The following is a 20,446-nucleotide window of genomic DNA, read 5'->3' on the forward strand; positions in this document are numbered from 1 at the left end:
CAGGGGGGCAGGCTTTTTGCCTGTCCTGTTTTGTGTTTTATAAGGAGTGGTTTAATATGGACGATAAGATACAGGGAATGGTGATACCGGAGCATGTTGCTATCATATTAGATGGGAATGGCAGGTGGGCCAAGAAACGAGGACTTCCCAGAAGTTTGGGACATAAAGAAGGCTGTGTGACTGTAGAGAAGACCGTTGAGGATGCAGCCAGGCTTGGAATTAAATACTTAACCGTTTATGGTTTTTCCACTGAGAACTGGAAGCGTTCTTCCGATGAGGTGGGAGCTCTTATGCAGCTTTTCCGTTATTATATGGTGAGATTGTTAAAGGTTGCAAAAGCTAATAATGTTCGCGTTAAGATGATTGGTGACCGGGAACGCTTTGACCAGGACATTGTGGAAGGTCTTAACAAGCTGGAGCGGGAGACAAAAGATAATTCTGGCCTGACTTTTGTGATAGCAGTAAATTACGGCGGCCGTGACGAGATCGTTCGCGCAGCTAAAAATGCTATGAAAGATGTGAGAGATGGAAAAATTCTGCCGGAAGACATGGATGAGAAGATGTTTCAGTCTTATCTGGATACTGCTGAGATACCAGATCCTGATTTATTGATTCGTACCAGTGGAGAATTAAGGCTGTCCAACTATCTGTTATGGCAGCTTGCCTATACAGAGCTCTATGTTACCGATTGCTTTTGGCCTGATTTTAATATGGAAGAAATGAAAAAGGCAATTGCGGCGTACAATAACAGGGAACGAAGATTCGGGGGAGTAAAGTGATTCAGGGGGAGGTAACGCGATGTTTACGATCAGACTCATAAGCGGTATTATACTTGTGCTGATTGCTCTTTTAACAGTGGGCAGCGGAGGGATATTGCTGTTTGTAACGACCGTTTCCATTTCTCTCATCGGTTTGTTTGAATTGTATCGCGTGATTAAGATACAACGAAACTTATTGGGGTATATGGGATATTTGGCAGTAATAGCTTATTACGGATTGCTGTGGTTTCATATGGAAGACAAGATGCTTTTATTATCGGTAGGATTTTTGATGATTCTTATGAGCATCTATGTGTTTGCTTTCCCTAAATTTCAGCTGGAAGAGGTGTCAGTAGCCTTTTTAGGATTATTCTATGTCGCTGTGATGCTTTCTTATTTATATCAGGTCAGATCCATGGAAGATGGAAAGTACCTGGTGTGGCTTGTATTTTTAAGTTCATGGGGCAGTGATACCTGTGCTTACTGTGTAGGAAGTCTGATTGGAAAGCATCGGCTGGCCCCGGTCCTCAGTCCTCACAAATCCATTGAGGGCGCCATCGGAGGCGTGGTGGGAGCTGCACTTTTAGGCTCCTTGTATGCCGGTGTCTTTGGCGAATCCATGATAGGGCTTAGTACTCCAATATTCACCTGTATGCTGGCTTGTGCCGTGGCAGCCCTTATTTCACAGATTGGTGACCTGGCAGCGTCTGCTATTAAAAGAAACCACCAAGTGAAGGATTATGGAAAGTTGATTCCAGGTCATGGGGGAATTTTAGATCGTTTCGACAGCATGCTTTTTACAGCACCTGCTATTTATTTGGCAATTACTTTTTTACGTTAGGAAGATTGACGACTGGAATTTTGTAAAAGAAAAGGAGTTAGCAGCATAAGATGAAGAAAATAGCAATTCTGGGTTCTACAGGTTCCATCGGAACTCAAACCCTGGAGGTGGTTGAAAACCAAGGGGATATGGAAGTTACCGCATTGGCCGCGGGGAACAATATCAGACTATTAGAAGAACAGATCAGAAAGTTCATGCCTAAACTTGTATGTGTTTGGAATGAGGAAAAAGCAAAAGAGCTGGCTGTTTCGGTAGGAGATCTACCGGTTCGTGTTGTTTCCGGTATGGAAGGGCTGATTGAAGTCGCTACAGAACCGTCCGCTGACATTGTAGTGACCGCAGTGGTAGGAATGATAGGAATACGTCCAACCATTGCAGCCATGGAGGCTGGAAAAGATATTGCTCTTGCAAATAAGGAAACCTTAGTGACTGCTGGTCACATCATCATGCCGCTGGCAAAAAAACAAGGAGTAAACATTCTTCCTGTTGACAGCGAACACAGTGCCATTTTTCAATGTTTAAACGGTGAAAATAAGAAAACCATACATAAGGTCCTGCTGACAGCCTCAGGCGGCCCTTTCCGGGGGAAAACCAGAGAAGAATTAAAGTCGGTTCAGGTAGAGGATGCCTTAAAGCATCCCAATTGGTCTATGGGCAGGAAAATAACCATTGATTCCTCAACGATGGTAAACAAAGGTCTTGAGGTCATGGAAGCAAAATGGCTGTTTGATGTTTCCATGGATCAGGTTGAAGTAGTGGTACAGCCTAAAAGTATTATTCATTCTATGGTAGAATTTGAAGATGGGGCAGTTATGGCACAGCTCGGTACGCCAGATATGAAACTCCCCATTCAGTATGCCCTTTATTATCCGGAGAGAAGATTTCTTCCCGGAGAACGTCTTGATTTTTGGAGCCTTAAAGAAATTGCTTTTGAAAAACCGGATATGGTTAATTTCCCTGGTCTTTCCCTGGCATACCAGGCCGGAAGAAGAGGCGGAACCCTTCCTACTGTATTCAACGCAGCCAATGAGCGTGCCGTTGAAAAATTTTTAAACAGAGAAATCTCATATCTTTCCATTACAGATATGATAGAGGGAGCTATGAACGGGCATACTGTAAAAGAGAATCCAACAGTGGAAGAGATTCTTGAAGCAGAAAATGCGGCTTATGAATATATAGAAAGCAGGTGGTAGATTGTCCAGTGTTATCGTAGCAATTCTGGTATTCGGACTGATTGTATTAATTCATGAACTGGGTCACTTTTTGTTCGCAAAAAAGAATGGGATCACAGTAGTAGAATTTTCCATTGGTATGGGACCAAGACTGGTGCATTTCAAAAAGGGAGAAACGATTTATTCCATTAAGGCATTGCCTTTAGGTGGTTCTTGTATGATGCTGGGTGAGGACGAAGAGAATGCAGATGAAGGTGCATTCCAGAATAAATCCATTCCAGCCCGTATGTCTGTCATTGCGGCAGGTCCTATTTTTAACTTTATTCTTGCATTTCTTCTTTCCCTTATTTTAGTGGGAATGAGCGGATACGATACGACATATGTAAAAGAAGTAACTAAAGATTCCCCGGCATATGCAGCGGGGATGCAGCCCGGTGATAAGCTTCTTAAGATCAATGGAGAAAGTGTATCCATGTACCGGGAATACATTCTATACAAACTCTTAAAGCCGGATGAAAAGATGAATCAGGTGGAATTTTTAAGAGTGGATTCAAGTACAGGGGAAAGCAGCATTAAGACGGCTTCTGTCACTCCTGAACTTTCCAAGGAAACTGGTAAATATTTAATTGGAATTACTATAGCACCACAAAATATAAAAGTAGCTTCTGTTGGGGAGCTGGTGAAATACGGTTATAAGGAAATGGAATACGATGTGAAGCTTACAGTGAAAAGCCTTGGTATGCTTTTCTCCGGCAGAGCAAGCGTCAATGACTTAAGCGGTCCTGTTGGAATTGTTGTTATGATTGATGATTCTGTAAAGGCTGGTCTTACCGTCAGTCTTACAGCCGCGTTTATGAATGTACTCAGCATGTGTATTCTCCTCAGTGCCAACTTGGGAGTTATGAACCTGCTTCCTATTCCAGCCCTTGATGGCGGACGTCTCCTGTTTCTGATTATTGAAGCAATCAGAGGCAAACGTATGGACCCCAACAAAGAAGGTCTGGTAAATATGATTAGTATGGCTGCATTATTTGCTCTTATGATTTTTGTGGTGTTTAACGATATCAACCGATTTACGTAAGCGGGTATGGACTCAGATTGGAGGAAGACATGAATCGTGAGCATACAAGAGTGATCAGGATCGGTGACCGGGTAATCGGAGGTGGTAACCCGGTCCTTATCCAGTCCATGTGCAATACAAAGACCCAGGATATAGAAGCAACCGTTGCTCAGATTAAAGCTCTTACCATTGCGGGCTGCGATATTATCCGGGTCGCTGTTCCGGATATGGAGGCAGCGAAAGCATTAAAAGAGATAAAAAAGCAAATTACCATTCCACTAGTGGCAGACATTCACTTTGATTATCGTCTTGCCATAGCTTCCATTGAAGCGGGAGCGGATAAGATACGAATCAATCCAGGCAATATCGGATCCGAAGACAGAGTTCGGGCAGTTGTGGAAAAAGCGAAGGAATACAATATTCCCATTCGTGTGGGAGTGAACAGCGGTTCTCTGGAGAAAAACCTGATTGAAAAATATGGTGGAGTAACAGCCCAGGGAATTGTAGACAGTGCTCTTCAAAAGGTTCGCATGATTGAAGAATTGGGTTATGATAATCTTGTGATCAGCATTAAATCCTCTGATGTAATCATGTGTATCAAAGCGCATGAGTTGATATCAGAGCAAACCGATTATCCTCTTCATGTGGGAATTACAGAATCAGGAACGCTTGTATCTGGTACCATTAAGTCCTCCGTAGGATTAGGCGTTATTCTTTATGAAGGAATCGGCGATACCATTCGTGTCTCCCTGACAGGGGATCCGTTAGAGGAAGTAAAGGCTGCCAGACTAATTTTGAAATCACTTGGTTTAAGAAGAGGCGGAGTTGAGGTGGTATCCTGCCCTACCTGTGGTAGGACCCGGATCGATCTTATTTCCCTGGCGAATCAGGTGGAGGAGATGGTATCTAAATTTGACCACCTTGATGTAAAAGTGGCTGTCATGGGTTGTGTTGTCAATGGACCGGGAGAGGCAAGAGAAGCTGATATAGGAATTGCAGGAGGCGTTGGGGAAGGACTTCTTATTAAAAAGGGAGAAGTGATCCGTAAGGTCCCTGAGGATCAGCTGCTTATGGCACTTCAGGAAGAACTTATGAACATGTAATAGGTGATAGAATGACGAAAAAATTTTTGGATGTATTTCCAAATTTACATATCACAGAAGAACTGCGAGAGCTTTTAAAACTGGTGGAAGTAGAAAAGGTCACTTCCTCCAGGGATAGAAGCTCTATTCGTGTTTATCTGATGAGCCAGAGATTGATACACAAGCAGAATATCTATGGCTTGGAAAAAGGAATAAAAGAACAGCTTTTTCCGTCAAAGCAGCTTAGTGTGAAAATTATTGAACGATTTAAGCTTTCGGAGCAGTATACGCCACAAAAGCTTTTAAAGGCTTATCGGGACAGCCTTTTAATGGAACTGAAAAATTACAGTATTATAGAATATAACATGTTCCGGAAAGCAAAATTTGATTTTCCCAAGCAGGATCTTTTAACATTGACGGTGGAAGATACCATTGTTTCCAGGGAAAAGGCAGGGGAACTGAAACGGGTTCTGGAAAAGATATTTTTTGAGCGTTGCGGCCTGCCGGTAGAGATACAGTATGAATATGTAGCTCCTAAGGTCAATGAACTGGCAAAGCAAAAAGAATTACAGATGCAGCGTGAGGTGGAAGAGATTGTAAGCCGTACTTCCCTCGCATCTGTACGAATGTCAGAGGGTATGGACGAAGCGCCTCCTTCCATGGCAGATGGCGGTAATTTGGAGGCCATGGCAAACGCCTATATGCAGGAAGTGCCTTTCCAGCAGGATGGACAGACTCCTGCCCTTCGTATGGGCGGCAATAAGGAAGGCGGAAAAACCTCCGGAGCTGAATCAGGTAAAAAAGAAACCGCCAAGAAGGAATGGAAGGACTATAAAAAGAGCGGAAACTCTTATGTAAAAAGGTCTGACAATCCGGATGTGCTGTATGGACGGGATTTTGAAGGTGAAATCATTGAGATCGAAAAGATTGATGGTGAGATCGGTGAAATAACCATACGTGGAAAGATTTTAACCGTAGACAGCCGGGAGTTACGAAGCGGTAAAACTATCATAATCTTCGATGTGACTGATTTTACGGATACTCTTACTGTAAAGATGTTTGCGAAGGAAGAGCAGCTGGAAGATCTAAATGCCGCAGTGGTCAAAGGAAGCTTTATACGGATTAAAGGTGTTACTACCATTGATAAATTCGACGGTGAGCTAACCCTTGGTTCTGTGGTAGGAATTAAGAAATCAGAAGATTTTACCGGAAAAAGAAGCGACAACAGCCTGCAAAAGAGAGTGGAGCTTCATTGCCATACGAAGATGAGCGATATGGATGGGGTTTCCGAAGTAAAAGATATTGTGAAGCGTGCGAAAAAGTGGGGGATGCCTGCAATCGCAATCACGGATCACGGATGTGTCCAGTCCTTCCCGGATGCCAATCATGCCCTGGATAAGGGAGATGACTTTAAAATAATCTATGGAGTGGAAGGATATCTGGTGGATGACCTAAAGGAGCTTGTGGGAAATTCCAGAAACCAAAAGTTATCTGATACTTATGTTGTATTTGATATTGAGACCACCGGATTCAGTTCTTCTAAAAACCGGATTATAGAAATTGGTGCAGTAAAAGTGCAGGATGGCGTGGTAATTGACCGTTATAGTTCTTTTGTTAATCCAGAAGTACCCATTCCATTTGAAATAGAGAAACTGACGGGAATCAATGACAATATGGTTCTGCCATATCCAAAGATTGATGAAATCCTTCCACAGTTTCTGGACTTTTGTTCGGATGCAGTGCTGGTGGCTCACAATGCATCTTTTGATATCAGTTTCATAGCTTACAATGCCAATCGTCTTGGGATGGAATTCAATCCTACGGTCATGGATACCGTGGCCCTGGCAAGGCTTCTGTTGCCAAGTCTGAACCGTTACAAGCTGGATACGGTTGCAAAGGCTCTTAATATCTCTTTACAGAACCATCACCGCGCGGTGGATGATGCAGGCTGTACGGCACTTATATTTTTGGCGTTTGTAAAGATGCTAAGAGACCGCGGAGTGGAAGATTTGGATAGCCTTAACCAGTTAAGCACCATGACGGCGGATATGATCAAAAAGCTTCCTACCCACCACGTGATTATTCTGGCTGCCAATGATGTAGGGCGGGTGAACTTATACCGTCTTATTTCCAGATCACATATTGATTTTTATGCCAGAAGGCCTAGAATCCCCAAAAGTGTTCTAAATGAAAACAGGGAAGGGCTGATCATAGGTTCCGCCTGCGAAGCCGGTGAGCTGTATCAGGCGCTTTTACGAGGTGCATCTGACGCTGATATTACAAAGCTTGTGAATTATTACGATTACCTGGAAATACAGCCCTTAGGCAACAATGGTTTTATGCTTAGGGATGAAAAAAGTGTAGTAAAGACAGAGCAGGACTTAATTGATATCAATAAAAGAATCGTATCTCTGGGAGAACAGTTTGGAAAGCCGGTCTGTGCCACCTGCGACGTTCATTTTCTTGACCCCGAGGATGAGGTCTACCGAAGAATCATCATGGCAGGCCAGGGCTTTAAGGATTCTGATGAACAGGCTCCCCTGTATCTAAGGACAACAGAAGAGATGCTTAAGGAATTTGAGTATCTTGGTCCTAATAAAGCAGAAGAGGTGGTCATTAAAAATACCAGAAAAATCGCTGACATGTGCGAAAAGATCTCTCCGGTCCGCCCGGATAAATGTGCTCCTGTGATCGAAAACTCCGATGAGGATTTAAGAACCATCTGTTATGATAAGGCGCATGCCATCTATGGGGAAAATCTCCCCACCATCGTTACAGAGCGTCTGGAGAGAGAACTGAACTCCATTATATCCAATGGATTTGCGGTAATGTATATCATCGCCCAGAAGCTGGTTTGGAAATCCAATGAGGATGGCTATCTGGTTGGATCCCGTGGATCTGTAGGTTCCTCTTTTGTGGCCTATATGTCAGGTATTACAGAGGTAAATTCTTTAAGTCCTCATTACTATTGTACAGAATGCCATTATTATGATTTTGATTCAGAGGAAGTAAAAAAATTCTCCGGTATGGCAGGATGTGATATGCCTGATAAGGTGTGTCCGGTTTGCGGGCACCCTCTGGAAAAGGACGGATTTGACATTCCCTTCGAGACATTCCTTGGATTTAAAGGAGATAAGGAGCCGGATATCGATCTTAATTTCTCCGGAGAATATCAAAGTAAGGCCCATGACTATACGGAGGTAATCTTCGGAAAAGGGCAGACCTACCGGGCTGGTACCATTGGTACGCTGGCGGATAAGACCGCCTTTGGATATGTGAAGAATTATTATGAAGAGCATGGCGTTAGAAAGCGTAACTGCGAGATTAACCGGATCGTACAGGGGTGTGTTGGGGTAAGAAGGACGACGGGCCAGCATCCGGGGGGTATTATTGTATTGCCTCATGGAGAGGAGATCTATTCCTTCACGCCGGTGCAGCGTCCGGCCAATGATATGACGACCATGACGGTGACTACCCATTTTGACTACCATTCCATTGACCATAATCTGTTAAAACTCGATATACTGGGACACGACGATCCTACCATGATACGAATGCTTCAGGATTTAATTGGTTTTGATCCGGTTAAGGATATTCCTCTTGACAGTCCTGAGGTCATGTCCCTGTTTCAGGATACCTCAGCCCTTGGAATTTTGCCGGAAGATATCGGTGGCTGTAAGCTTGGTGCTTTGGGTGTACCGGAGTTCGGTACGGATTTCGCCATGCAGATGTTAATTGATACAAAGCCAAAGTATTTCTCTGATCTGGTCCGTATCGCAGGACTTGCTCATGGTACTGATGTTTGGCTTGGGAATGCTCAGGCTCTTATTCAGGAAGGAAAGGCTACCATTCAGACTGCCATCTGTACCCGAGATGATATCATGATCTACCTTATTTCCATGGGGATAGAAGAAGGACTCTCTTTCTCCATTATGGAGAGCGTTCGTAAGGGTAAGGGATTAAAGCCTGACTGGGAAACGGAGATGACCTCCCACGGGGTACCTGACTGGTACATATGGTCCTGTAAAAAGATCAAATACATGTTCCCAAAGGCCCATGCGGCGGCATATGTTATGATGGCATGGCGTATTGCCTACTGTAAAGTGTTTTATCCTCTTGCTTATTATGCTTCCTTTTTCAGCATTCGTGCCAATGGCTTCAGCTATGAGCTGATGTGCCAGGGAAGAGAAAAACTGGAGCATTTCCTGGCAGATTACCGAAAGAGAATGGATACGCTGTCGAAGAAAGAGCTGGATACCCTGAGAGATATGAGAATCGTTCAGGAGATGTATGCCAGGGGCTATGAGTTTATGCCCATTGATATTTACCGGGCTAAAGCCAGACACTTCCAGATTATTGACGGAAAGCTGATGCCATCCTTAAGCAGTATTGATGGATTGGGAGAGAAGGCTGCGGACGCTGTGGTAGATGCCGTCAAGGATGGTAAATTCCTGTCACGGGAAGATTTTAGAAACCGTACAAAGGTCAGCAAGACCGTATGTGACCTCATGGGAGACTTAGGTCTTTTAGGGGAACTTCCGGAATCAAACCAGCTTTCTTTGTTCGATTTGGCATAACAGATAAGCTTAAACCATTCTCTCATTGGGTCAGTTTGTTTCTGCTTCAATGGGAGAGTGTAAGAATTTTGAATATATTTTTCCAGTATTTTTAAAAAATTAAAATATTTTGAAAATAAGGTTGACATACGTTGGGATTTATATTATACTACCTAACGTAATCGAGGCGTGGCTCAGTTTGGTAGAGCGCTGCGTTCGGGACGCAGAGGTCGCAAGTTCGAATCTTGTCGCCTCGATTCAGTACTTTTTATTGGTAATGGCCTATTGGTCAAGCGGTCAAGACGCCGCCCTCTCACGGCGGAAACCCGAGTTCGATTCTCGGATAGGTCATAAAAATCAGCCTTCAGGATAAAACCTGGAGGTTTTTTTGTGTTATAAAAATTTCCATACGAAAATTTATGTGAGAAAAAGAAGGGGTGATGCCAGACTTACTACACAGCTAATAAATTGTTTATTTAAACAAAATGGAATTTCTTGTTGTTTAATTAAGATAATATATGGTAATATAGAAAAAAGTTTTACATTCTGTTTTTATATTTGTTTTTTTGAAACATTAGTATAAGTTTTAGGAGGATACATGGACCGAATTACTCTTAATGAGATAAAAGATAAATTGGATTTTTTCCATAAAATGTATGATGCCGTACGTCTCATCGATCCTCTGCATAAGAAAGTATTGGAATATCGGGATTCAGGTATGATTTCAACGAAAGTAATATGTTATGACTACTGGGGAGATAATAGAATCTGTGACAATTGCATCTCCATTCGGTCATATCAGGAGGACAGAAGTCTGGTAAAGATGGAAAAATTCAAAGAATCTGTTATTCTGGTGACTGCAATTCCCATTACCAATGTTGAATTACCGGCTGTACTGGAGTTATTTAAAAATGTGACGGATACCATGTTCGTAGGCGATGGAGATTATACCAAAAGTGAGATGCTTACAAAGTACGCCAGAGAAATCAATAATGCAATCATTAAAGATCCCCTGACACTGCTTTTTAACCGCAGGTATATTGATGAGCGGCTTCCTGCTGATATCGTGGAAGCTACCCTTACCGGAAGCCCCTTATCCGTCTGTTTCGTAGATCTTGATAATTTTAAAGCAATCAATGATTCCTATGGACATGAAGCTGGAGATCAGGCCATCAGATCAGTAGGTGAAGTAATTCTTAACTATATTGATGGAAGAAAAACCTGGGCTGCCAGGTATGGAGGAGACGAATTTCTCATCTGCCTTGGCGGAATGAGGGCAGATAAAGCGGAAGAGATTATGCTGCAAATACAAAACGATGTTGGAAAGATTGGAATCAGTACAGACAAAGAAAACATCAGGCTTTCCCTTACATTCGGTATCCGGACTATGGAGGATACTCCCATAACGGCAGCAGAACTCATCAGGGAAGCAGACAAAGAAATGTATCTGGCAAAGAAACGCAAATACCACTATGGATCATAACAAAGGGAAAGGTATATAAGTCGTAAATAAATTACCAGGCTGGGAAATTAAAGTTGCATTTTTATTTATTTCTTATATAATTAAAATATGAAAACATTACGTACTTTAAAAGAGGTTTTTTTATCTTCACTTCCGCTTGTTTTTATAATAATCACTGTTTGTGTCTTTATGGCGCCTATGGAAAAATCATCTGACTATGTTAAACTGGTCATTGGTTACCTAAGCGTTGTCTTTGGGCAGGCATTCTTTTTGGTGGGATTAGATTCCAGCATTCTGCCCATTGGAAAAATGGTTGGAAGTTCTTTGGTAAAGTTCAATAAAAGTATCTTTATTATCTTGTTCGGAATTTTGTTTGGGATTCTGGCAACCGTGGCGGAGCCAGCTCTTGCAGTACTTGCAAGGCAGACCCACATGACGATGAATGAGGTCAATGAAACTGTTTTTGTATGGATATTAAGCTCTGGTGTAGGTATATTCGTGGGATTAGCCTTATACCGGGTCATTAAGGACATGAACATAAAGATAGTATTTTTGATCCTTTATGCCATGACTTTTCTCATTGTAATTTTTGTGCCGGATGAATTTGTGGCACTAGCCTTTGATGGGAGCGGTGCAACTACGGGCGATATCTCTGTTCCGTTTATACTCGCACTGGGCATGGGTATCTCTGCTACCATGTCAAAGCGTAAAACAAATGATGATACCTTTGGTATTATAGGAATCGCATCGGTTGGTCCTATTATCGCAGTATTCCTTTATGGTATCATTTTAAAAATCAGCTATGGTGGAAATCTGCCGCCTGCCGGTATTTATGACCCAGGCGGAGCCGAAAGCTTTCTTGGGATTGTTGTTTCCAATATAACAGGGGTTGCCCTTGCGTTATTTCCTATTATTATCGTGTTTTTACCATTTCAGTTCCGTTTGGTGAAGCTTCCAAGAAAACAGTTTATCAGGACGATACTTGGTGTTGTACCGGTGTATCTGGGATTGCTTATATTCCTTTCTGGTATTGATTATGGTTTTGCATTTGCCGGAAAGTATATCGGAGAAGTGTTTTTAAGTGCCGGCCGGCCAGAGTGGTTTCGATGGATTCTTCTGCCTTTGGGTTTTGTTCTGGGTGCAGCCATTACGCTGTCTGAACCAGCCGTTACGGTATTAGGAGAACAGCTGGAAGAGATAACAAACGGTCATATTCAGAAGATGACCATACGAATGACCCTGGCCATTGGAATAGGCTTTGCCTCTCTTTTTTCCATGCTTAAGATTTTGACCCAGATTAATATACTTTGGTTTCTTGTACCGCTTTATGCCATATCACTTATTATGATGACAAAGACGTCTTCTTTGTTTGTTGGCCTGGCTTTTGATTCCGGCGGCGTAACTGGGGGAGCATTGACTTCTGCTTTCTTAACACCGCTGACTCTTGGAACAGCGCAGGCGGTAGCTCTGTCAGCAGGTAGTGAAGCCCAATCTGTTCTTACCAATGGGTTCGGAATCATTGCATTTATTTCTGTAACGCCTTTGATTGCCGTACAGTCTCTGGGACTTCTGTATGATCGGAAGTTAAAGAAGGCTCAGGAATTGAACGAAAAATACGAGCAGGAAAAATACGAGGAATTGTCTTTTTATGCGGCACAGCTGGAGGAAGCGGAATCCAGTTCTATGGAACTCACTTCCCAGGATACACTTAAGGAAACTGAATATGAGATGGAACCGATTGTTGACTTAGAGGAGGGTGCCAGTGGATAACATTGAATATTTATTTATAATTACCGGAAGAAAGCAAAAGGATGCCTTATTAAGCCGAATGTGCAGCATTGATAATCGGATTGTCAATACCATTTATGGAAAAGGAACGGTTAAATCCAATTATTTGTTAGACATGCTTGGGCTGGTTCCGGAAGAGAATAAGGTTATATTAACTTCGGTATTGCCGAAAGAAAAAACAGAAGTTATTTTTAATATGTTGTTAAATGAATTTGATTTTGGAAACCCCAATACTGGAATCGCCTTTACGATGCCTATTTCGGGAATGTCATTTTAAATTTTTAGGAGGAAAACAAATCAAATGGAATGTTCCGACCAGATCAAAGCCCTTTTTATTGTGGTGAATGCCGGTTATACTGATACAATTATGGATATTGTAAGGGCAGAGGGGGCAGGCGGTGCTACGGTTATAAATGCACGAGGAGAAGGCGTGAATCATGAATCCTTCATGGGGATAACCATAGATTCAGAAAAAGAGATTATACTGACTCTCGTAGACGCAGCAACAGCTAAGAAAATTATGTGCCAGATCAAGGAAAAAGCTGGCTGGAAATCCCCGCTTCACGGAGTCTGCTTTGTTATGCCAGTCAATAAAGCCATTGGCATTAATGCGCCTATTAAGGAGTACGAGGAAGAAACTGAAACAAAGTAAGTAATCAATCAAGATAAAAGCATCATCGACCTGTTCATGGTTTGGTGATGCTTTTTTTGTCCCATTCACTTGACATTGCATCTTAAGTTCTATATAATACAACTTAAATGACTGACAAGACAGTTGATAATACATGTGGTATGTCAATGTGCGGTGCTCAAAGCGTGAGCGGGGAGGAAATCAAATGAACAGTAAAAATTCAATTCAAAAAATGACGATAGCGGCGGCGCTGTCAGCAATAGGAATCGTAATACCCATGTTTGCCCCTAAATTAATCCTAGAGCCTGCCTCCTATACGCTTGCAAGCCATGTACCTGTATTTATTGCTATGTTTATATCTCCATATGTGGCGATATCCGTTGCACTGATATCTGCTTTGGGCTTTTTGCTGGCTGGTATCTATCCGATCGCTGTTGTACTTAGAGCTCTGTCTCATATCGTATTTGTTGTTATAGGATCCGTTATGCTTAAAAGGAATCCTAAATTGCTAAGTACCATGAAAGGATCTATACTGTTTGGCCTTTTGATGGCCGTGATTCATTCTATCAGTGAGGTGACGGTAGTTACCCTGTTCTATTGGGGAAATCATATGTCCAGCGTATATTATGACAAGGGGTACCTGACTTCTGTTATTCTGCTGGTAGGAGTGGGGACGATAATTCACAGCATGATCGATTTCTCCATTGCCTGTATGGTATGGAAACCAGTTCAAAGAATGATAACGATTCCTGTCAGTGTTAGCGGGAGACGAGCAGGGGCATAATAAAAAGGGCGTCTTTAAACAAATACAAATGTTTAAAGATGCCCTTTTATGGTTGATACGAACATAACAATTAACAAAGCAACAAGGTTTTAGTTTACTCCAGATTAAGATGTTCGGATAGAATGCGTTCTGTACCAAAGAAGAATACGCCTATTTGAACGATACTAAGCATAATCGAAAAGATAAACATATAGTTCATAAAAGTACTAATACCTCTAAGTCCTGGCATTAAATCAATGGAATTGACCAATGTTTGAAAGAAAGGTACATTTCCTGCCACAATCATAACAAAACCGCTGGCAAAGCTGAGGATCATGGATATTGCAATATATGCAACCACTGACATCAGGATGCGGTGTTTATTAGCCAAATGGCCTAGTGCCATGGAAAAGTACAAGTGGAAGAGCTTTGAAAAACCGCTGAGTATGATTAAAACAATAAACTCCACCAATAAAAGAGGCCAGGATGGCACTTCATTGAAAATTTGGAATATTTTCGCCCATATCTCTGGCGAGGTCACTGCAGCCATAAATTTAACAGGGCCAAATGCGCCGACAATTAAGATTAATATGGAGATTCCTGCAGCCAGACTGCTGGCAAGTGACATCACAAGAGCAGTAGTTCCTTTGGCGGCAATCAGCAGCCAGGGCTTAACTGGAAGGGTAAACATAAGATATCCTTCATCACAAAGCAATCCCTTATAAAATCTTTGGATAATGATAATGAATGTCAGAACGCTCATAGCAACCATTACTCCAAAATAAGCAAGCATAGAGACAGTCTGAAACAGTTTTAAGATATCCTGACCAAAGCTTATGTTTCGCATAAAATTTTCATAGTAGCCGTTTGTCAGTGAGCCTATTCCCATGAACATGTTGATAAAAGAAACAGCAATTACAGCCAGATAAATGGGCAGCAGTGTACGTGCAATCGACTTGAATTCGTATTTACAAAGTTTAAGAAACATATTAATTCGCCCCCTTTCCTTAGCGGCCATACGTGAATATTTCGCGGAAGAGCTGGTCTACGGACTTGCCTTCCTTTTCACGTATGTTATCTACAGTATCATGACGGACAACCTTACCATTTTGCAGGAAAATGGCCTCATCTAACACCCGCTCAATATCAGAAATCAGGTGAGTAGAGAGCATGACTGTTCCATTCTCATTATAGTTGGTTAAAATGGTGTTTAAGATAAAATCCCTGGCAGCAGGATCTACGCCTCCAATCGGCTCATCGAGAAGATAGAGCTGTGCCTTCCGGCTCATGATCAGCGCCAGCTGAGCCTTTTCCTTTGTTCCCTTTGACATGGTCTTAATACGCTCGTTTTGACTGATACCAAGAGCTCTAAACATCTCCAGGGCTTTTGCACGATCAAAATCGGTATAAAAGTCTGTGAAGAAATCCGCCAGATCTGAGGTTCTCATCCAGTCGGCAAAATACATGCGGTCAGGCAGGTAAGATATGATCGATTTTGTTTCAACACCTGGAGCGAGGCCCTCAATCTTAAGCGCACCAGAAGTAGGGTGTAAAAGTCCACAAAGAAGCTTGATAAAAGTAGTCTTTCCAGAACCATTGGGTCCCAAAAGGCCAACAATGCGGCCGTGTCCAACAGACAAGTCTATGTGGTCAAGTGCAATTTTTGTACCGTAGCTCTTTGTCAGGCTATTTGCGGTAATAAGTTCCTGATTCATACTGATTCCTCCTTTTTATTCCAAGCCGCAAGCAACTCTCGTGTTTGTTCTTCTGTATAGCCCAGCGAATGCATGGTTTCAAAAAATTCGTCCATACGCTGATAAGCTAACTGTCTTCGGATCCCTTGTATGAGGGTTAAATCCTCTGTAACGACCCGGCCCGAGGTGCGGCGTGTCTCAACTAGTCCGCGGTTTTCCAGTTCAGCAAGTGCACGCTGCATGGTATTGGGGTTCACGCCTGCTTCGGTTGCAAGGGTACGAACCGCAGGCACCGCTGAGCCGGATGCATATATGCCGGATACAATGAGTGTAGTGAGCTGTTCAACAAGCTGTATCCAAATTGGTCGGTCTTCTGTTAGTTTCCAGTTCATAATGCAGCCTCCTTTTTATATTATTGTATTAGTGGTTTAATACAATGATACAATTATTTCTTTTCATTGTCAATACCTGATTTTGTTGGGCTTATAAATTTACTAAAAAATAGGAAAAGGCCCCATTCGATTTCATTCGAATGGGGCCTTTTCCTATGTATAGATTATAAATGATGAAAGCTTCCGGGGGGACTCGAACCCCCGACCCACGCATTACGAATGCGTTGCGCTACCAACTGCGCTACGGAAGCAATCCGGCTATTAAATACTGCATCAAAACCTTTGATATTATAACAACAATTCATTGAAAAATCAACCCTTTCTCCTAAAAAAAGTAAAATTACATAGCGATTGCCAAAACTGCCATAAAAAGCTATAATGAAACTAGAGATTTGCGAGACGGTTGTTTAATTTGAGGAGTCAGCATACATGCAAAAGATGGAAGAATGGGATAGAAAACAGAAAAATATGCTTATTCCGGTACTTCTCTGCCTGTCATTTATCATTGGTTGTTTTTCGATCCTGATTTACATGATGGGGAAAAATGAACAGGAGAAAGTTGCCTATTTTTTTAATGCGGCAAAGCAGAATCAGTTGATCATGAAAGGCAGGCTGGAAGAGGAGCTTACGATTCTGAACGGACTCGCTGTGAGTTTTGGCACTGGTGGAATATACAGCGAGGAGCGTATCAATCAAATCATCCATACAATCAACAGGGAAAATCCAACCATGGAAATAGGTTTCATAGATGTGGTTGGTAAGAGTGACATTAAGAGCCTGGAAGATTATTTTAAAGTAACGGTGCGAGATGATAACAATGAACCCATTGGAACTTTATATGCGAATAATTACAATGAAATACTTAGTAACATTACCAGCACCATGGTACTGGCAGAGGGCCTTTATGTAATACTTGATCATACTGGAAAAAAGGTTGGTGGTTCCCAGCAGATCTATGAATTGGTTGAAGGTGAGACAAAATTAAAAGCTCAAATGTCACAAGCTATAAATACCAGGGAGGAAACCTGCTTTCAAATTAAGACACAGAATAAGAAGCAGATGGTGGTAATGATGCCTCTTAGGATCAATGGCTGGTATATTCTTAATGTTTTGCCGGAGCCAAATTTTCACACCAGATATCTGGAGATGGCCATTGGGGCAGGAATCATGATATTAATATCCTGCGGCTTGTTCCTTTGCTATTTGTACCGGCAATTTTTGACCATTAATAAAAATCAGGAGACTCTGGCGAAACTGGCATATCGGGACAGCATTACCGGAACCAGAAACTATGCTTCCTTTAAGCAGGAGATGGAAAAACGGCTGCGTAAAGAGAAAAAAGAGACGTACGCGGTCTGGTATTGTGATATAAAAAAATTCAAATTCATGAATGATATATTGGGCTATGAGGAAGGAGACAGGGTTTTGATCTCCCTGGCCAACCTATTCCGCGATTATGGTGGCCCGGACACACTGTATTGCAGAATATCTGCCGATAATTTTGCGGGGCTCTATAAATATAAAACTAGAGAGGACATGGAGCAGTGGTTCCAGAAGCTGGTTGACGTGTTTCAAAGCCGCTATCTGCCATTTAACAAGAAGATTCCTATGGAAATAAGCATGGGAGTCTATTGCATTGAAGAAACGGATGTGGAACGGCTTTCCATAGACCAAATTGTGGACCGGGCTAATATAGCACAAAAAAACATAAAAGGTCTGCCTGGAAATCCATTTGGATTTTATAACAAGGAAATCAGAAACCGCGTCTTATTTGAATCTGAACTGGAATCAGAAATAGACCTTGCTCTGCGAAGCCAGGAATTTAAGATATTTATTCAGCCAAAGATATCCATTCAGACTGGAAATCAGATTGTAGGGGGAGAGGTCCTTGTAAGGTGGGAGAATCCCAGAAAAGGAACCATACCGCCGGGACAGTTTATTCCTCTCATGGAGCGTGATGGCAAGATAGTGCTTCTTGACCGTTACATGTTTGAAAAATCGTGTGAGTGGCTTAGTAATTATATAAAATCAGGAAGACCTCCAGTCAGTATTGCTGTTAATGTATCAAAGATTGGAATGCTGAGGGAAGATTTTGTAGATTTCTATGGAGAAGTCAAAAGTAAATACCAAATACCTGACGGGCTTTTGGAACTTGAATTTACAGAAACAGTTCTTCTTAATGATGACGCTATGTTTAACCGTTTGGTGACAAGGCTGAATGAAAAAGGATTTATCTGCTCTCTTGATGATTTTGGTTCCGGCTACTCTTCACTGAATCTGTTAAAGAATTTAAAAATTGATGTTTTGAAACTGGATATCATGTTCTTTAGAAAGAGCAGCGACATCAGCCGGGAGCGTATTGTAATTTCCAATATTATAAATATGGCAAAAGAACTAAAGATTAAGACCATTGCAGAAGGTGTAGAATATGTAGAAACAGTTGAATTTCTAAAGGCCGCCGGATGCGATGTGATTCAGGGCTACGTGTTTGCCAAAGCCATGAGTGTTGAGGCATTTGAATTAATGCTGTATGAAAAGGAAAATGTATATCTGGTACCTGCAGATGCAGGAGAATAGGCGGTGCAGACCATGGAAGATATCATTCGAAAAAGAATTTATGTGAGCGGAAGAGTGCAGGGTGTTGGATTTCGATACAAGGTGAAGTATCTTGCTCCTGGTTTTGGTATTACAGGCCAGGTAAAGAACCTGGATGACGGCCGCGTGGAGATGGAGCTTCAAGGGACGGATAGCGCTATAGAGAGATTATTACAGGAACTGAACAATGATCGGTTTATTGTAATTAAGGACATGCAATGGGAGTTTATCTCAGTAATTGAGGAGAAGGGATTTCATATCAGGTAAGGTGGTAAAGCATACCGAAGTAGTCTTACTATTAAGCACCAGAAAAGCCGGAAAGATTCATATCCTTCCGGCTTTTCTGGTATAAGTAAAACATGATTAATTGCCAGCTGATACAGGCTCTGACATCTTTGTCTCCTGAACGGTATTCCATGGATAATTTGGCGGAGCATAGATCGATGATATTTTAAGTGGCCTATCACCTATGTTAACAATATTATGCCATGTTCCTGCGGGTACAAAGATTACATAGTTTTGGAAAGCCAGATATTGATCATAAAACGAAAATTTATCTGCTCCAAACTGAATGAGTCCTACTCCATCTTCGATCCGGATCATCTGGTCGTTATCCGGATGTACCTCCATACCAATAAGCTCATGGACTGGAATATCCATAAGTACAGCCTGTAACTGGGACCCTGTCCATAGAGTTGAACGGTAATTTCCATTTTGCTGTGCAGCTTTGTTTAAATCAATCACAAATGGGTTGGGTCCAAAATCATAGGGGAAAGTCGGGAGTGCATCTGTAACTGGAGTTACATTTAAGTCGTACAAATCTGACATTTGTTTCGTCACCATTTCTCACATTTAATAATAATATATGTATTTTGAAGGGCGCTGTTATCAACATACTGCTTAAAAAATTATTATTATCTATTTATTCGATTCCAGGTAATAGGTCTTTTCATATAAAGGGCAGCAATATTTTAATAGTGCTATTCAAATTGAATAGCACTATAGATATAAATTTAAGGTATCGTCAAGAAAACTGTAGCCGCTACTCCTCTGCTTAAAGCACCAACACCCTGACCGGTGGTTATTTGCACTGACAGGAGGGAGCCTTGCGTAACTGGAACATTACCGACAGCCGTAGCAAGGCAGTTAGGCGCTGTTGACGTATTCGGGCCAATAATGGTTGCGGATATACCTGTAGAAGTAGGATCTGTAAAACCACAAGGGCTAGTAAAAACGGTTGCTGTAACAGTGTCTCCAACTGGAATTGTGTTATCCCTGATATTTAAAACTAAACCTACAATGGTAGTATCTAGAGGAAGTGTGATAGTACTGGTTGCAAATAAGGCGGTAGATGATGAAGTACCTAATCCAACCCAGCCACCATCACTTACAGATTGATCAGTTGCTAAATACACAGTTGTTGCTCCAGCACCAATGGGTCCAGTGCCGCCAGTAGGTCCGGTAGAGCCAGTAGCTCCCGTGGGTCCAGTAGGTCCAGTGTCGCCGGTAGGCCCGGTAGGTCCAGTGCTGCCCGTAGGTCCGGTAGAGCCAGTAGCCCCCGTGGGACCGGTAGGTCCAGTATCGCCAGTAGGCCCGGTAGGTCCGGTAGAGCCAGTAGCCCCCGTAGGTCCAGTAGGTCCAGTATCGCCAGT

19 protein-coding genes and 3 tRNA genes are annotated in these 20,446 nt (G+C 42.2%); 15 read left to right on the forward strand and 7 right to left on the reverse strand.

The genetic code is table 11. The annotated features are described in order from the left end of the window. Positions 1-56 precede the first annotated feature (56 nt). The 13 genes from T546_RS0102695 to T546_RS25220 all read left to right on the forward strand — a co-directional run bounded on the left by T546_RS0102695 (position 57) and on the right by T546_RS25220 (position 14,134). Positions 57-779 (forward strand): isoprenyl transferase, encoded by a 723-nt coding sequence (locus tag T546_RS0102695; RefSeq protein ID WP_026890295.1) that lies wholly within the window; start codon positions 57-59, stop codon positions 777-779. 19 nt (positions 780-798) lie between these two features. Beyond that, on the forward strand, positions 799-1,599 hold the full coding sequence (locus tag T546_RS0102700; protein ID WP_026890296.1) for a phosphatidate cytidylyltransferase: 801 nt from the start codon (positions 799-801) through the stop codon (positions 1,597-1,599). A gap of 50 nt (positions 1,600-1,649) precedes the next feature. Continuing rightward, positions 1,650-2,792 (forward strand): 1-deoxy-D-xylulose-5-phosphate reductoisomerase, encoded by a 1,143-nt coding sequence (locus T546_RS0102705; protein ID WP_026890297.1) that lies wholly within the window; start codon positions 1,650-1,652, stop codon positions 2,790-2,792. Position 2,793: 1 nt separating this feature from the next. Then, entirely contained in the window at positions 2,794-3,852 is a 1,059-nt protein-coding gene (gene rseP, locus T546_RS0102710) for an RIP metalloprotease RseP (RefSeq protein WP_026890298.1), read from the forward strand. A 29-nt stretch (positions 3,853-3,881) separates the two neighbouring features. Then, a complete protein-coding gene (ispG, locus tag T546_RS0102715; RefSeq protein ID WP_026890299.1) occupies positions 3,882-4,934 on the forward strand; it encodes a flavodoxin-dependent (E)-4-hydroxy-3-methylbut-2-enyl-diphosphate synthase in 1,053 nt (350 codons plus the stop codon). Between the two features lie 11 nt (positions 4,935-4,945). Beyond that, the gene (locus tag T546_RS0102720) at positions 4,946-9,490 is read left to right on the forward strand and encodes a PolC-type DNA polymerase III (protein ID WP_026890300.1); all 4,545 of its coding nucleotides are present in this window, start codon (positions 4,946-4,948) and stop codon (positions 9,488-9,490) included. A 162-nt stretch (positions 9,491-9,652) separates the two neighbouring features. Beyond that, positions 9,653-9,726: transfer RNA gene (locus T546_RS0102725), tRNA-Pro, on the forward strand. A 22-nt stretch (positions 9,727-9,748) separates the two neighbouring features. Continuing rightward, positions 9,749-9,820, forward strand: a tRNA-Glu gene (locus T546_RS0102730). A 247-nt stretch (positions 9,821-10,067) separates the two neighbouring features. Continuing rightward, a complete protein-coding gene (locus T546_RS0102735; RefSeq protein WP_026890301.1) occupies positions 10,068-10,952 on the forward strand; it encodes a GGDEF domain-containing protein in 885 nt (294 codons plus the stop codon). 87 nt (positions 10,953-11,039) lie between these two features. Further along, the gene (locus T546_RS22670; protein WP_084326100.1) at positions 11,040-12,701 is read left to right on the forward strand and encodes a DUF1538 domain-containing protein; all 1,662 of its coding nucleotides are present in this window, start codon (positions 11,040-11,042) and stop codon (positions 12,699-12,701) included. Further along, positions 12,694-12,996, forward strand: a complete 303-nt coding sequence (locus tag T546_RS0102745) for a hypothetical protein (protein ID WP_084326102.1) — start codon at positions 12,694-12,696, stop codon at positions 12,994-12,996. Before T546_RS22670 ends, T546_RS0102745 begins: the two co-directional genes overlap by 8 nt. Positions 12,997-13,020: 24 nt before the next feature. After that, positions 13,021-13,371 (forward strand): P-II family nitrogen regulator, encoded by a 351-nt coding sequence (locus tag T546_RS22675; protein ID WP_051629550.1) that lies wholly within the window; start codon positions 13,021-13,023, stop codon positions 13,369-13,371. Positions 13,372-13,555: 184 nt separating this feature from the next. Then, positions 13,556-14,134 carry a hypothetical protein gene (locus tag T546_RS25220; protein ID WP_026890303.1) on the forward strand — a complete coding sequence of 193 codons (579 nt, stop codon included), beginning with the start codon at positions 13,556-13,558 and terminating at the stop codon, positions 14,132-14,134. Between the two features lie 94 nt (positions 14,135-14,228). Here T546_RS25220 and T546_RS0102760 read toward each other — a convergent pair whose 3' ends face one another. The 4 genes from T546_RS0102760 to T546_RS0102775 form a co-directional block, all read right to left on the reverse strand. Next, positions 14,229-15,101, reverse strand: a complete 873-nt coding sequence (locus tag T546_RS0102760) for a hypothetical protein (protein WP_026890304.1) — start codon at positions 15,099-15,101, stop codon at positions 14,229-14,231. A 19-nt stretch (positions 15,102-15,120) separates the two neighbouring features. Further along, positions 15,121-15,828 (reverse strand): ABC transporter ATP-binding protein, encoded by a 708-nt coding sequence (locus T546_RS0102765; RefSeq protein ID WP_026890305.1) that lies wholly within the window; start codon positions 15,826-15,828, stop codon positions 15,121-15,123. Beyond that, positions 15,825-16,199 (reverse strand): GntR family transcriptional regulator, encoded by a 375-nt coding sequence (locus T546_RS0102770; RefSeq protein WP_026890306.1) that lies wholly within the window; start codon positions 16,197-16,199, stop codon positions 15,825-15,827. The genes T546_RS0102765 and T546_RS0102770 overlap by 4 nt, the downstream gene beginning before the upstream one ends. 178 nt (positions 16,200-16,377) lie before the next feature. Then, a tRNA-Thr gene (locus T546_RS0102775) sits at positions 16,378-16,450 on the reverse strand. A 178-nt stretch (positions 16,451-16,628) separates the two neighbouring features. Here T546_RS0102775 and T546_RS0102780 point away from each other — a divergent pair. Together T546_RS0102780 and T546_RS0102785 are read left to right on the forward strand one after the other, a co-directional pair. Then, the gene (locus tag T546_RS0102780; protein ID WP_026890307.1) at positions 16,629-18,776 is read left to right on the forward strand and encodes a bifunctional diguanylate cyclase/phosphodiesterase; all 2,148 of its coding nucleotides are present in this window, start codon (positions 16,629-16,631) and stop codon (positions 18,774-18,776) included. A 12-nt stretch (positions 18,777-18,788) separates the two neighbouring features. Continuing rightward, the gene (locus tag T546_RS0102785) at positions 18,789-19,061 is read left to right on the forward strand and encodes an acylphosphatase (RefSeq protein ID WP_026890308.1); all 273 of its coding nucleotides are present in this window, start codon (positions 18,789-18,791) and stop codon (positions 19,059-19,061) included. 96 nt (positions 19,062-19,157) lie between these two features. Here T546_RS0102785 and T546_RS22680 read toward each other — a convergent pair whose 3' ends face one another. The 3 genes from T546_RS22680 to T546_RS25860 form a co-directional block, all read right to left on the reverse strand. Next, entirely contained in the window at positions 19,158-19,622 is a 465-nt protein-coding gene (locus tag T546_RS22680; RefSeq protein ID WP_084326107.1) for a cupin domain-containing protein, read from the reverse strand. A 185-nt stretch (positions 19,623-19,807) separates the two neighbouring features. Then, the gene (locus T546_RS25855; RefSeq protein WP_242842168.1) at positions 19,808-20,209 is read right to left on the reverse strand and encodes a hypothetical protein; all 402 of its coding nucleotides are present in this window, start codon (positions 20,207-20,209) and stop codon (positions 19,808-19,810) included. Beyond that, the coding region (locus T546_RS25860; protein WP_242842169.1) for a hypothetical protein at positions 20,200-20,446 on the reverse strand (247 nt) is incomplete at its 5' end. The genes T546_RS25860 and T546_RS25855, both read right to left, overlap by 10 nt.

This window comes from [Clostridium] aerotolerans DSM 5434, from assembly GCF_000687555.1.
GTDB classification, from domain to species: Bacteria; Bacillota; Clostridia; order Lachnospirales; family Lachnospiraceae; genus Lacrimispora; species Lacrimispora aerotolerans.

Bases quoted from the DNA above. Each gene is read 5' to 3' on its own strand.
- T546_RS0102765 (WP_026890305.1), bottom strand. From the start codon at position 15,828: ATGAATCAGGAACTTATTACCGCAAATAGCCTGACAAAGAGCTACGGT.
- T546_RS0102760 (WP_026890304.1), bottom strand. From the start codon at position 15,101: ATGTTTCTTAAACTTTGTAAATACGAATTCAAGTCGATTGCACGTACA.
- T546_RS0102705 (WP_026890297.1), top strand. From the start codon at position 1,650: ATGAAGAAAATAGCAATTCTGGGTTCTACAGGTTCCATCGGAACTCAA.
- T546_RS22670 (WP_084326100.1), top strand. From the start codon at position 11,040: ATGAAAACATTACGTACTTTAAAAGAGGTTTTTTTATCTTCACTTCCG.
- T546_RS0102720 (WP_026890300.1), top strand. From the start codon at position 4,946: ATGACGAAAAAATTTTTGGATGTATTTCCAAATTTACATATCACAGAA.
- T546_RS0102695 (WP_026890295.1), top strand. From the start codon at position 57: ATGGACGATAAGATACAGGGAATGGTGATACCGGAGCATGTTGCTATC.
- T546_RS22680 (WP_084326107.1), bottom strand. From the start codon at position 19,622: ATGTCAGATTTGTACGACTTAAATGTAACTCCAGTTACAGATGCACTC.
- T546_RS0102700 (WP_026890296.1), top strand. From the start codon at position 799: ATGTTTACGATCAGACTCATAAGCGGTATTATACTTGTGCTGATTGCT.
- T546_RS25220 (WP_026890303.1), top strand. From the start codon at position 13,556: ATGAACAGTAAAAATTCAATTCAAAAAATGACGATAGCGGCGGCGCTG.
- T546_RS0102785 (WP_026890308.1), top strand. From the start codon at position 18,789: ATGGAAGATATCATTCGAAAAAGAATTTATGTGAGCGGAAGAGTGCAG.
- T546_RS0102780 (WP_026890307.1), top strand. From the start codon at position 16,629: ATGCAAAAGATGGAAGAATGGGATAGAAAACAGAAAAATATGCTTATT.
- T546_RS22675 (WP_051629550.1), top strand. From the start codon at position 13,021: ATGGAATGTTCCGACCAGATCAAAGCCCTTTTTATTGTGGTGAATGCC.
- T546_RS0102770 (WP_026890306.1), bottom strand. From the start codon at position 16,199: ATGAACTGGAAACTAACAGAAGACCGACCAATTTGGATACAGCTTGTT.
- ispG (WP_026890299.1), top strand. From the start codon at position 3,882: ATGAATCGTGAGCATACAAGAGTGATCAGGATCGGTGACCGGGTAATC.
- T546_RS0102735 (WP_026890301.1), top strand. From the start codon at position 10,068: ATGGACCGAATTACTCTTAATGAGATAAAAGATAAATTGGATTTTTTC.